At 26.8% G+C, this 13,692-nt stretch carries 10 protein-coding genes; 9 read left to right on the forward strand and 1 reads right to left on the reverse strand.

Annotated features, from left to right (window positions below; translation table 11 throughout):
• The 6 genes from Q0K19_RS11030 to Q0K19_RS11055 form a co-directional block, all read left to right on the forward strand.
• On the forward strand, positions 1-212 hold a 212-nt coding region (locus Q0K19_RS11030; protein ID WP_297247892.1), incomplete at its 5' end, for a hypothetical protein.
• Positions 190-906, forward strand: coding sequence for a class I SAM-dependent methyltransferase (locus tag Q0K19_RS11035; protein ID WP_297247894.1), 717 nt, complete (start codon positions 190-192; stop codon positions 904-906). The genes Q0K19_RS11030 and Q0K19_RS11035, both read left to right, overlap by 23 nt.
• Positions 907-925: 19 nt before the next feature.
• Positions 926-2,383, forward strand: a complete 1,458-nt coding sequence (locus Q0K19_RS11040; protein ID WP_297247896.1) for a sugar phosphate nucleotidyltransferase — start codon at positions 926-928, stop codon at positions 2,381-2,383.
• 22 nt (positions 2,384-2,405) lie between these two features.
• Positions 2,406-3,530, forward strand: coding sequence for an ethanolamine utilization protein EutH (locus Q0K19_RS11045; RefSeq protein WP_297247898.1), 1,125 nt, complete (start codon positions 2,406-2,408; stop codon positions 3,528-3,530).
• A gap of 264 nt (positions 3,531-3,794) precedes the next feature.
• A complete protein-coding gene (locus tag Q0K19_RS11050; protein ID WP_297247900.1) occupies positions 3,795-4,340 on the forward strand; it encodes a hypothetical protein in 546 nt (181 codons plus the stop codon).
• Positions 4,341-4,455: 115 nt separating this feature from the next.
• Positions 4,456-5,562 (forward strand): SpoIID/LytB domain-containing protein, encoded by a 1,107-nt coding sequence (locus tag Q0K19_RS11055; protein WP_297247937.1) that lies wholly within the window; start codon positions 4,456-4,458, stop codon positions 5,560-5,562.
• A gap of 380 nt (positions 5,563-5,942) precedes the next feature.
• Here Q0K19_RS11055 and Q0K19_RS11060 read toward each other — a convergent pair whose 3' ends face one another.
• On the reverse strand, positions 5,943-7,313 hold the full coding sequence (locus Q0K19_RS11060; RefSeq protein WP_297247902.1) for an aldehyde dehydrogenase family protein: 1,371 nt from the start codon (positions 7,311-7,313) through the stop codon (positions 5,943-5,945).
• A gap of 160 nt (positions 7,314-7,473) precedes the next feature.
• On the opposite strand from Q0K19_RS11060, the gene Q0K19_RS11065 reads away from it, so the two are divergent.
• The 3 genes from Q0K19_RS11065 to Q0K19_RS11075 all read left to right on the forward strand — a co-directional run bounded on the left by Q0K19_RS11065 (position 7,474) and on the right by Q0K19_RS11075 (position 13,676).
• A complete protein-coding gene (locus Q0K19_RS11065; protein WP_297247904.1) occupies positions 7,474-9,723 on the forward strand; it encodes a lytic transglycosylase domain-containing protein in 2,250 nt (749 codons plus the stop codon).
• A gap of 612 nt (positions 9,724-10,335) precedes the next feature.
• Entirely contained in the window at positions 10,336-11,751 is a 1,416-nt protein-coding gene (gene murD / locus Q0K19_RS11070; protein ID WP_297247906.1) for a UDP-N-acetylmuramoyl-L-alanine--D-glutamate ligase, read from the forward strand.
• A gap of 107 nt (positions 11,752-11,858) precedes the next feature.
• Positions 11,859-13,676, forward strand: a complete 1,818-nt coding sequence (locus tag Q0K19_RS11075) for an ABC-F family ATP-binding cassette domain-containing protein (protein WP_297247908.1) — start codon at positions 11,859-11,861, stop codon at positions 13,674-13,676.
• Positions 13,677-13,692 lie beyond the last annotated feature (16 nt).

Genomic DNA, 13,692 nt, shown 5'->3' on the forward strand with positions numbered 1-13,692 from the left:
GCAAGCAAGCAAGCAAGCAAGCAAGCAAGCAAGCAAGCAAGCAAGCAAGCAAGCAAGCAAGCAAGCAAGCAAGCAATAATTTATCATATCAATATTGTCTTTTTCTATTCAAAGATAAATCTTCAATTTTCTTATATCCTTTGTATAAGTATATCCTTTATATTATTTTATTTCATTTAGAGGTTGTTTATGTGGAAAAATATATGGGATAAAAAAGGTTTAAATATTTCTAACAATTTAACTTTAAGTGATTTAATATCTATAGATGGTTTTGATAGTTCTGGAAAAGAAGTTTTAAATGAAAATGCTTGGATAGAATATGTAAATTATATTGATGATGTTATTGATATAAGAAATAAAAAATCAATATTAGAAATAGCTTGTGGAAGCGGAGCATTTTTAAAAGTTTTAAAAAGTATAGTTAGTGATAATACTAAATTATATGGGTTCGATTATTCTAATAATTTAATTAACATAGCCAAAACAGTTATTGACGATTGTAACTTATGCTGTGATGAAGCTATTAATATTGATATTCTTTTTAATACATATTTTGATTTTATATTTTGTAATAGTGCTTTTCATTATTTTAATGATAAAGAATATACTTATTCTGTAATTAAAAAATATTACAATATATTGTCTAAAGGTGGAAGTCTAGCTTTTTTAGATATTAATGATCAATCTAAAATGGATACTTATTATAAAGTACGTTTTGCTGAAATAGGTGAAGAAGAATATAAAAAAAAGTATGAAGGATTAAATCAACTATTTTTTACTAAAGAAGAACTTTTTAATTTATTAGTTTCATTAGGATTTAGAAAAATAATAATAGAAGATCAGAACATATCAGGTTATACAAATAATCAATATAGATTCAATGTTTTTGCAGTAAATAAAATATAAAAAATTAGGAGTTTTATTTATGAAAGCTATAATACTTGCTGCTGGTAGAGGTACAAGACTTTTACCTATGACTTTAGTTAAACCTAAACCATTATTAGAGATACATGGAAAAACTATATTAGAAAATGCTATTGATATTCTTAAAGAAGGCGGAGTTGATGATATTACTGTTGTTACAGGATATAAACATGACTTGTTTGATCCTTTGCAAAAAAAATTAGGATTCAAAAAAGTTGTATCTTATGATTTTGCTTCTAAAAACAGCAGTGCTTCTTTGAAATTAGTAAAAGATGAAATTACTAATGGTACTATAATAATGAATGGGGATTTATATATTAAAAAATCTTTTTTTGAATATATAAAGCCTAATGAATGTCAATTTTTATCACAAGAAATTAATAATGTTATGGTATGGGAATATGTTGTTGATGAAGAAAAGAAGCTCATAAAAATTAATAAAGAGGCTACTAGCGGAAGATATGGTGAGACAGGAATTGCCTATTTTGCTGGTGAATATGTTGATATTATAAAAGAAGAACTTGATAATTGTACAGATGATGAATATTGGGAATATGCTGTTTTCAGAGCGTTGAATAGAATCGATTTTTATATTAGTGAGGCAGAAGATATTGTAACAGAAGTTGATTCTTTCAAAGATGCAATTATGACTAATACATTAACTTTTGAAGATATTGCTAAACAATGTTCAGATAATGGAGAAGCAATTAGATTAAAAGGATTAACTAATTACAATTACAAAATAACTTTTAACGGTGATAAAAAAGTAATAAGAATTCCTGGATTAGGTACGGAAAAGTTTATTGACAGACCAGCAGAAAAGCATATTATGTCATTAGTTTCTGAAGAGATTGCTCCAAAAAGTATGTTCTTTGATTATGATATAAAAATAACTAATTATTTAGATGGATATAAAGATTTAGAGTTTGACAATATAGATGAAAAGTTTTTATCTCTTTTTATGAAAAGATTGGAGCAGTTACATAAAATAAAATTAAAAGATAATCCTGGATTCGTTCCTTTATTGATTTATAATAAAATAAAAAAATATGAGGAATTAGTGCCTATTAGTTTGGTAACTGAAAAAGAAAGAGAGTTTATACATAATTCAGCTAAAGAATTGGATAAAGATGAAAAGGTGCTATGTCATTTAGATTTATTATTTGGAAATATATTATATAATGGAGAAGATGTAAAAATAATAGATTTTGAATATTCTGGTTTTACTTCTAATTATTTGGATATAGCTAGCTTTGTATGCGAATCAGATATTGATGAAGAAAGACGATTAAAATTATTAAAATCATATAATGGTTTAGAAGATTCCAGAGTTAGAAAAGCTCAGATAATACATAATTATATATGGTCATTATGGGGAATTATGAATAAGTCTTATGAATATATGAGATATCATATATCCGGTCTTCATAAAAATTTGTCCTATTTTAATTTAAATTAAGATATACTTATAGGTTATAATTATGAGTATAAATGAAATAATATTGTATATAATGATTATATTTATGGTTCTAGGAGCTATAGATAAAATTATAGGTAATAAATTTGGTCTTGGAGAACAATTTGAAGCTGGTTTTAATGCTATGGGGGCTTTAGCATTATCTATGATAGGTATTATATGTCTAGCTCCTGTAATAGCCGCATTATTAAAACCTATTATAGTTCCAATATATATGGCTCTTGGGGCAGATCCGGCTATGTTTGCTACAACAATACTTGCTAATGATATGGGAGGTGCGCCATTAGCATTAGAGTTTGCTCAGGATATAAATGCTGGAAAATTTTCAGCTTTTATAGTTGGTGCTATGATGGGACCTACTATAGTTTTTAGTATACCTGTTGCTATTGGTATTATTAATAAAGAGGATCAAAAATATTTAGCTTTAGGTATAGCTTCAGGTATGATTACTATACCTATAGGAGCTTTTTGTGGAGGACTTGCAGCAGGATATGGAATCGTATTTTTAATCAAAAATCTTATTCCTATCATTATAGTATCAATACTTCTTACTTTAGGATTAATATTTATAAGAGATATTTTAATAAAAGTATTTGATTTATTCTCTAAATTTCTAGTGATATTAATTACTATAGGATTAGTTTTTGCTGTAATAGAATCATTAACAGGGATTCAAATTATAAAATTTACTATTGATAATCAAACTGTTACAATGTCTCCCATATCTGATGCTGTTACCACTGTTGCAAGTATAGCTTTTGTTTTAGCTGGTGCTTTTCCTCTTGTATTTGTACTTACTAAAGTAGCTTCAAAACCTTTGGAAGCTGTAGGAAAAAAGTTAGGTATGAATGATGTTGGAGCTGCTGGTTTAGTTGCAACTTTGGCTAATAATATACCTATGTTTAATATAATGAAAGATATGAATAATCAAGGAAAGATTATAAATTGCGCCTTTGCAGTTAGTGCGGCATTTACATTTGGAGATCATTTAGGATTTACTGCTGGTTATGCAGGAGGTGAATACAGAAATATGATATTTCCTATGATAGTAGCTAAATTAATTGGAGGTATCACAGCTATAATGGTAGCTCATTTTGTATCTAAAATAGTTTTAAGAAATCTTGATTAATTAATTCTTGATTGCTAGGTTTGTTTATGGTAAAAAATTAAAGTTAAAAAAGAGTATGTCATTATATAGTTTCGTTAATATTTTTTAGTCTTATATATACTTCCAATTTATACTTTTATTTTCTTATTATAAAATATAGATATATAATATATTTTTTGGTTGTTATTATATTTTTTATTTGTATTATTACTTTTTATATAAAATAGAAAAAAATGGACTAATGGTTTTTCGTATGATTTTTTACCTCATTAAGGTATAGGGGTTGTGTCGGATGAAGATTATAAGATATATAAAGATCATAATTGTGCAAGATACTTTTATGTAACAGTTTCAGCATTAAATTGTATAAGTAATTACATTTCGTATTTAAAAGAAAATAATGTATATGATAATACAAAAATAATTTTAGTATCTGATCATGCCACACCTATAAAATCATCATTATTTAAGAACGATGATCTTGAATTTGCCACTGGAGTCAATGCCGTTCTTATATATAAAGATTTTAATTCTAGAGGCGAGGTAAAAATAGACACTAATTTTTCTACTATAGCAGACTTACATTATTTAGCTACTAAACATATTGAAAATGCAGTGAATCCATTTAATAATAGAATAATAACTAATGATTATAAAAATAATGGAGTGAATATAGTAGATATTATATCTTGGCAGGTTGAAAGACAATTAAGCAATTCATATAATTTTAATTATTATTATGTTAAAGATAATATATTCAATATAAATAATTGGAAGAAATTTCAAATTGATTGGAAAACTAAAGAATCAAAAGAAATAGAATTAAAATAAATAAAGTAAGTTTTGAAATAACCGATAATTTTGACGAACAAATTTATATATCGCAAGGAGGCGTAAAATTATGGGAGTCAAAAAGTATTTCTTTTTATTGCTAGTTTTATTAGCTATGAATAGTATATATGCATTTGCAAATCAAAATATTATAAGAGTACAATTAACAGATGTAAAAGCGCCATATACTATTAATATCAAAGGACCTTATAAGGCATACAATTATAAATATGAAAGTGAAATTATATCTGCTCTTACTAATGAAACTGTAATGGTAGTTGAAAACAGATTAGGATTAAAAGTTAATGATGTTGGAGTTTATAAAGAGGGTATAGTATTTGAAACTCAGGACGGATTTACTTTAAATGGCGTTGAATACTATGGTTCTTTAATGTTCATTCCATACAACAATACAATGATAGTTGTTAATGAACTTAATATTGAAGATTATGTTAAAGGAGTACTTCCTCATGAAATGTCTCCTGATTGGCCTATGGAAGCTTTAAAAGCTCAGGCAGTAGCAGCTAGAACTTATGCTATGTATCATATACTAAAAAATGCTAATAAACTTCCTTTTGATGTTGATAATACTACAAAATATCAAGTTTATAATGGCAAAGAAAAAATGAATTGGTCTGTTGAGCAGGCAGTTGACAGAACTAGATATGAAATAGCTGTTTATAAAGGAAAAGTTATAGCTACATATTTCAGTGCTTTATGCGGCGGACATACTGACAGTGCAGAAAATGTATTCGGTGTTGCTGTTCCTTATTTAGAAGGAGTTTCTTGCCCTTATTGTAATGCTCAGATTAAGCCTTGGACTAATGCTTTAAGCTATAATGAACTTAATGATGATTTAGCTAATTATTCTGTTCATGCTAGTGAAAAATCTTCTATAGGTATAAGCACAGATCCTAAATCTGGTAAAGCTACTAATATAAAAATAGATGACAGCGATATTCGTTCTAGAGATTTCAGAACTACTCTTTCTCCTAGATTAGTACCTTCACTTAACTTTACTATTAAAAAAGTTGATAATGGTATCATAATCACTGGAAAAGGAAGCGGACATGGTGTAGGTATGTGTCAGTGGGGTGCTTATGGTATGGCACAGGTTAAAAAAGATTATAAAGAGATATTGAAATTCTATTATAATGGGGTTGATATTGTAGATTATAATAGGGTTAATAAAGAGTTTGAACCTGATGTTTGGGGGAACTGATTTATAAATAATTAAGTTAAAAATAAAAGGCTTATATTGATATTCAATATAGGCCTTTTTTATTATACCTAAACAACTATATTTTGTTAATTTATATATTTTCTAAATATATTATCAACTTTTTTGTAGCTAACACTCTGCTGGGTTCGCCAAAGTTGCTGCCACAGGCACGTTTTGCAAAAACGCATATACTAACCTTAATATTTTAAGGATATGTATTAAATGTAATATAATACTGTTGTTTTGTGTAAAAATGCAGTTCTTTTGCTTCTTTGGGTCACCAAAAGAAGTGGGGTGTGGGGGCTAGTCCCACAAATAATAAAATTGAAAAAACTAAAATTGATAAACTTAAAAATTTTTAGTATATATTAATATAATATTTATTTCTTTGTAAGATTGTATAAAAATTTTAATGATTTTATATTTTTTTTATAAGGCGGATATCTAGTATCTATTTCAAAACCATAACCTTTATTTAAAATAGTTGTTTCTTTTGAAAAGCATTTAAAGCTATCGTAACCATGATATTGTCCTATACCGCTGTTTCCAATTCCTCCGAAAGGTGCATGAGGATTAAGTATCTGACTTATAGTATCATTAACAGCACAGCATCCGTAACTCATTCTTTCTATAAAGTAATAATTAAAAGCAATATCCTCCGAAAATACATACATAGCTAAAGGCCTTGAACAAACTTTATTTATTATATCTCTTGCTTCTTCTTTTGTTTTATAATAAAGTATTGGGAATACGCTTCCGAATATTTCATCTTTAATTATATTAGTTTCTAAATCTCTAGGTTCTACTATTGTAATGGAAATAGATAAATTATTATCATCGTATTCACCGCCGTAAATTATTTTTCCGTCATTCAAATATGATTTTATTCTTTTATAATGATTTTCATTTATGATTCCATGCAGTTTTCTTTCTTTATTGAATAATTCTATTTCTTTAGTGAATGCTGTTAAAAATTTTTCTTTTAAATCTTCTCTTAATAATATGTAATCCGGAGATATGCAAGTTTGACCAGAGTTTAAAAATTTACCCCATATTATTCTTTTTACAGCTTTATTAAAATTATTTCCTTTAATATCATCTATTATTACAGGTGATTTTCCTCCAAGCTCTAAAGTTACAGAAGTAAGAAACTCCGATGCATTTGCCATAATGATTTTTCCAACTCTTGGAGAGCCTGTGAAGAAAATTTTATCATACTCTATTTTTGTTGTACTTTCCGGAGGCACAGTTTTATCTATAACTGCAATATACTCTTCATCAAATGTATTTTTTATAGAATCGTAAATTACATCATAAACGCAAGGAGTTAATTGAGAAGGTGCTATTATAGCTGTATTTCCTGCACCTATTGCTCCTACAAGCGGAAGAAAAGTTAATTGTACAGGATAATTCCAAGGCGATATTATCAATGATACTCCAAATGGCTTATTTATAACCATTGTCTTAGCATCTATTGTTATCATGTTCTTTTTTACTTTTTTATGATGCATCCATCTTCTTAAATTTTTTATGAATAGATTAATTTCTTCTATAACCATATAAAATTCTGAAGCTATAGCCTCAAACTCGCATTTTTGCATGTCTTTGTATAGTGCATCTATAAAATCTTTTTCATATTTTATGAGCATTGATTTTAATTTTTTTAACTGTTCTATTCTGAAATTATATGATAAAGTTTTTGATGTTTGAAAGAATTTTTTCTGTTTATCTCTTAATTCTATTAAATCCATTTTATATATTTCTCCATAATTTGTTTATACTTAATATACAAAAATATTGATAAATTACTATTATTTTTTATGATTAATATATTGAATTGATTTGCAAAAAATTGTAAAAATAATAAAATAAAAATTTATATATAAAAAATTATATTTGGGTTTTGTGTAAATGAAAAATAAAGCTTTTAAAAGATTCATATTATTTATTATTTGTTTTGCTATTATTGTTGCTGTAATTGCATCTATGCTTACTGCACAGGATATTTCCCTAAAGAAAAAAATCACTTCAAAGAATAAAATCAATTATGGTACTGCATTAGAATTATATAATAGAGAAAAATATTTAGAAGCATATAATCAATTTACTAACATAATAAATAGAGATGAAGATGCAATCATCAAAGATTATATTATATATTATGGAGCTAAAAGTGCTTTGAGTACTAATATGTATGATGAAGCTATAGATTTATATTCATTATTAATGAAAGAATATACAAACTCTCCATTATATCCTTATGCTGAACAGTATAAAGCATTAGCAGAGTTTTATAGAGATGATTATCCTGTGAGCAATTTTTTTAATAGTAGGAAACAAAAATGGATTAAAGAATTTGTAGGTATAAGAGCTTTGAGAAATACTGATGATACTAATAAAGCTAAGATGATAGCTTATGAACTTATAACTAAATTATCAAACAGTGAAGCTATTATTTATTATAATGATAATTATGAAGATGAAATATCTTTATTCGATAATGAATTAAAATATAAAGCAGCTTCAGTACTTTATGATGCCGGATTTAGGAAATCTGCATTAAAACATTTTGAATATTTATACTCTAATAATTATAATAAGGGAAATTCAACTTATTATATGGCTAGAATAAATGAAGCAGAAGGAAATAGGGGAGAAGCAGCTAAATTGTATGATGAATATTTATCTAATGCTAATAATAAAACATATAGAAAAATGAGTCTTTACTATTCCGCAGGTAATTATGATAAATTAACAAATAATTCAAAAGCAATGGAATTATATAATACATTTTTGAGGGAGTATCCAAGAGATGATTATGTTCCTAGAATATATAATAATTTTGTTAATACAAGTTTGAATAAAAATAATTTGGTTCAGGCAAAAGTTTATTTAACTAATGTTATGAATAAATTTCCAAAGAGCTGGCAGACTGAATTAGCATTAAAATCATATTTAAGAAAGGCGTTTAAATTAAAAAATAAAACTGAAACTTATTTTGCTACTTCAGCATTGGAAAAAAGATATACTACATTCAGACATGATTTTCCATTGTCTTGGAGTATGTGGAGTGCGGAAGAATTTGGAGATACTGAAAAAAGAGATGAATATTTAATGAAAACACTTCTTACAAGTAAAAATCATTATTTTGTAAAAGGTGCTTTGACTTTAGCTAATGATGATATGATTAAAAATGTTGAAATCAGCAATACTTATTATTTTGATGAAGCTAAAAAATATTACACTGATTCAAACTATACTAAATCTATGGAAATGCTTGATAAGATTCAGTTCTTAAATTATATTGCTACAGGAAAAGAAGATGATTTGATGAAATCAGCCAGAGATATGGCTAAAAATATTCTTATGCAAAATGATTTTGTAAAAGAGCTATATTCAAATAAAACTGATTATACTTTATTTAATGAATTATCATTACAAACTACTAATGAAGTTGATAGATCAATATTGTTATACTGTTATGGCGATTATGATAATGCATACACAGAATATGATAAAATATTTAAAAAAGCTGAAAAAGTAAATTATCCATTATTTTATTTTGCTGAAAAGATTTTTAAAGATTCAGGAAATACTAAAAGGCTTATGCAGATATCTGTTAATATAGGAAAGTACTTTGATTATCCTTATACTTATAATACAGATTTGCTTCCGGATGAGTTTAGAAAAATGGTTTATCCTAGATATTTTGATGAGTATGTTCTTCCAGAGGCAAAGCATTATAAGATAGATCCGTTATTTGTATATGCTATAATGCGTGAGGAAAGTACATTTGATCCGAAGGCTAAATCTTGGGTTGGAGCTATGGGGCTTATGCAGTTAATGCCTGCAACAGCTGCAGAGCAAAATAGAAATCCTAGATACAGATACGATCCTTTAGATTTAACCGATCCTAAACAAAACATTAATATAGGTATCGGACATTTAAGCTGGTTATTTAAAAATGAAAATGCAAGCAACTATATAATAGTGGCTGCAAGTTACAATGCAGGTTCAGGACGCGGAGCAAGATGGAAAAAAGAGTATGGTACTAATAATATGTATCGTACAGGAAGATTCATAGATATTGAAGAAACTGAATATTATGTAGAGAAAGTTATTAATAGTTATGAACATTACAGTAAATATTATCAAGATTAATATGTAATTATTTTATAGACATATTTGAAATATACTGAAAATTTTTAAGTTTGTCAACCGCGAGCTGCAGACTTTCCCGCACGGTACTGTTTAACCTTATCAAACGCCAACTATACGTGTGGCTGATTACTTTTATTATACTTTATTTTACAGGAAAACATTTTTTACTAATATTAGATAATATTTTATATTATAAAAAATAATAATTTATTATTATTGCTAGCGATAAACTCGCCAAAATGTAGCTGACAACTTCCTTCGTCAGTTATCAGCTGCTCGTTTATCACTTTAAAACTTAATAATATTATTAATAAAAAGCGAGCCGAAGCCCTTCCCATAGGGACACAGGCGTGTAACTTAATTTATTAAGTTAAGCCTTTAGATGTAGGTTAGCATAACAATAATAAAAAATAATTTTTGATAAGATATGTTTGTTTAGGTATATACTATATTGAAGACGATATCATAAAAGAGATTGATATAAATAATTTATTATATAGACATTAATTTTTATCTTTCAATAAAAAATTATAAAAAATAAATCATTTAAATTTATCATTATTCTGTTATAATTAGTTTTTATAAAAAAATAATTTTTTAATTGGTGTTAAAATGATTTTAGATTTAAATAAAACTTATATAAAAGTATTGAAAAAGCAGAATATATTAATTTTGGGTGCTACTTTAAGAAGCGGAGTAAGTATAGCTAATACTCTATATGATATTAACAGAACTTTTAATGTTAATATCAAATATGCTTTAAGTGATAGTAAAACAGAAGAACAACTTAAAGATAGTATAGAAGCATTAAAAGATAAAGATATCAAATTATTTTTCGGTAATCAGGATATATCTATTTTGGATAATATAACTTTGATAATAATTTCACCGGGTATTCCGCATACTATACCTATAGTTGAAGAAGCTAAAAGAAGAAATATAAAAATTATAGGAGAAATTGAATTTGCATACAATTTTATTCCTAATAGAAATTATATTGCAGTAACAGGAACAGACGGAAAAACCACTACAGTTACATTGATTCATGAAATAATAAAGTCTTATAAAAAGGCAAGACTTCTTGGAAATGTTGGAAATACTTTTTCCAAGGAGATTGAAACTATAGAGCCTGATGAAGATATCATATTAGAGCTTTCAAGTTTTCAATTAGAAACGGTTGAAAAATTTCATGCTCATATAGCAGCTATATTGAATATCGCAGAAGATCATCTTGATAGATATAAAGATATAGAAGATTACTTCAATACAAAAAAGAATATAATTATCAATCAAAATAAAAATGATTTTCTCGTACTTAATTATGATAATATATACACTAATATTTGGTATAATGAGCTTAATGGTAATTCTAAGAGTAAGCTCCTTACATTCTCTTTAAAAAGTAAATTTGCTACAATATACTATAATGAAGAAGATGAATTTATATATTATGAGAATGAAAAATTATTTTCTATAGCAAACAGAAAATTAATAGGTAAACATAATATAGCCAATATATTGGCGGCAGTTCTAATATGTTTAAAAGATGGAATACCGGCAGACAATATAGAGAAAGTTGTAAATAATTTCAAAGGTATAGAACATAGAGTTGAATTAGTTGGTGAAATTAATGGAGTTAAATACATAAATGATTCAAAAGCCACATCAATGAATTCTGTAATGAGTGCTTTAAAATCTTTTGATAAAGATATAATTCTCATAATGGGAGGAAGAAATAAAAATATAGATTTCACTCCTTTAAATAGTATAGTAAATGCTAGAGTAAAAAAACTTATACTTATGGGAGAAGCAGCAAATGTCCTTTCAGATATGCTTCATTTTGATAATAAAATTATAGTAAGAGATTTGACAGATGCTTTCAATTATGCTTCGTCTATAGCAATAAGCGGAGATACTGTTTTATTATCACCGGGATGTACTAGCTTTGATATGTTTAAAAACTATGAAGATAGGGGAAAATATTTCAAAAGTTTGGTATATAAACTTAGCGAAAATTTAAAAGAATAATCGTACAATTTAATATAATTATTTCATTTTTATATTTGAATATTTTTTAAAATTATTATAGAATTAATGCTTAATAAAAATAAAAATATTTAAGTTAAAAATGAAATATGGCTAAAAGTATTATAAATATAGTTAATATATCAAAAAGATTTGTTCATAAAGTACTGCTTGATAATGTCAATCTTCTTATAGAAGAAAAATCTAAAATAGGAATGATTGGAAGAAACGGAGCAGGTAAAACAACACTTTTGAAGATTCTTATGGGACTTGAAGAGGCTGATGATGGAGAAGTAATATTTTCAGATGATGTAAGAGTAGGATATCTTCGTCAGCAGGGTGATTTTGATGATAATGAAAAGGTAATAGATTATCTTACTAGAGTTACAGGAAAAGAATCTTGGAAATGTTCTAAAATAGCAAGCAGATTCGGAATAGATCATATAAAAGTTAATAATAATCTAGGAAGTTTATCCAGCGGATATAGAATGAGAGTTAAACTTTCAGAGATGATGCTTTATGAGCCTAATTTTTTAATATTAGACGAACCTTCAAACTTTTTGGATTTAAATACATTGATAGATTTAGAAAATTTTTTAACCGATTATAATGGAGGTTTTTTAATAGTTTCGCATGATAGAGAATTCTTAAAAACAACATGTGAAAAAACTATTGAAATGGAGAATTCAAAAATAACATATTTTCCAGGAAACATAGAAGATTATTTTGAATATAAAGAAGAAAAAGAATATACAATAAAAAAATATAATAAGAATATAGAGGAGAGAAAGGCACATCTAGAAAGATTTGTAGAGAGATTCAGATATAAAGCCACTAAAGCAAAAGCGGTGCAATCCCGTATAAAGCAGATAGAAAAATTAAAAACTATAGAAATTAATCACCCATCAAAGAATGTAAGAATAAAACTTCCGGAAGTTCCTGAAAAGAAAGGTTTTGCTCTTATATCCGATGATTTAGCAGTTGGATATGGCGATAAAGTAGTTGCTAAAAGCGGAAGAATAGAAATAGCAAGAGGAAGCAGGGTAGCAGTTCTTGGACAAAATGGTGAAGGTAAAACTACATTTTTAAGAACTATAGCAGGCAGACTCAATCCTGTATCAGGTACTTATAATTATTCTTATGGAATAAAGATAGCATATTTCGGAGAGGATACTTATAAAAATATAACTTCTAATGATACAGTATTGTCTTATTTAAAGAAGAATGCTAAGCAGGGATTATTGACCCAAGAACTTTTAACACTTTTAGGAAGTTTCTTATTTTCAGGAGATGATGTTAATAAAGATGTAAAAGTATTAAGCGGCGGAGAGATGGCAAGGCTTTCACTTCTTGCTGCTATTACTCAATGTGCTGATGTTCTTATATTGGATGAGCCTACAAACCATTTGGATTTTGAAACGGTTGAGGCACTTGCTAATTCTTTGAGAGATTATGGCGGAACAATATTTTTTACTTCGCATGATAGAACTTTTGCTAGTTTGCTTGCTGATACTATTATAGAAGTTAAAGATAAAAAACTTTCTCTTTATTCAGGTGATTATGAGGCTTATGTTTATAGAGTAAGGCTTGATGCTTTAGAAGAGGAAGAAAAAGAATTAGAGTATCAAAATAAAAATAATGCTAAAGAAAACAGCAGCAATGATGATAAAAACAGCAATAATTATGAAGAGAGAAAAAAGATTAGAAACAGACTTTCAAGATGTGAGTCTTTGCTCAAAAAACATGAAAAACAAATAGAAGATTATAAAAAAGAAGAAGCTGAAATATTGAAGTTTTTTGAAACATCTGCAAATTATGATGATGAAAAAAGTAAAAGGCTTTTGGAAGTTAAAAAATTAATAGAAGAAACAGAAAATGAATGGCTTTTAGTTAATGAAGAAATAGATAATATAAAAGCTATGTTATAAAATTTAATGGAGGATA

Origin of the sequence: uncultured Brachyspira sp. (genome assembly GCF_944393015.1) — a bacterium.
Taxonomy (GTDB): domain Bacteria; phylum Spirochaetota; class Brachyspiria; order Brachyspirales; family Brachyspiraceae; genus Brachyspira.

What these genes read in the sequence shown, in the direction of transcription:
- Q0K19_RS11035 (WP_297247894.1), top strand. Translation starts at nt 190, where the DNA reads ATGTGGAAAAATATATGGGATAAAAAAGGTTTAAATATTTCTAACAAT.
- Q0K19_RS11040 (WP_297247896.1), top strand. Translation starts at nt 926, where the DNA reads ATGAAAGCTATAATACTTGCTGCTGGTAGAGGTACAAGACTTTTACCT.
- Q0K19_RS11045 (WP_297247898.1), top strand. Translation starts at nt 2,406, where the DNA reads ATGAGTATAAATGAAATAATATTGTATATAATGATTATATTTATGGTT.
- Q0K19_RS11055 (WP_297247937.1), top strand. Translation starts at nt 4,456, where the DNA reads ATGAATAGTATATATGCATTTGCAAATCAAAATATTATAAGAGTACAA.
- Q0K19_RS11060 (WP_297247902.1), bottom strand. Translation starts at nt 7,313, where the DNA reads ATGGATTTAATAGAATTAAGAGATAAACAGAAAAAATTCTTTCAAACA.
- Q0K19_RS11065 (WP_297247904.1), top strand. Translation starts at nt 7,474, where the DNA reads ATGAAAAATAAAGCTTTTAAAAGATTCATATTATTTATTATTTGTTTT.
- murD (WP_297247906.1), top strand. Translation starts at nt 10,336, where the DNA reads ATGATTTTAGATTTAAATAAAACTTATATAAAAGTATTGAAAAAGCAG.
- Q0K19_RS11075 (WP_297247908.1), top strand. Translation starts at nt 11,859, where the DNA reads ATGGCTAAAAGTATTATAAATATAGTTAATATATCAAAAAGATTTGTT.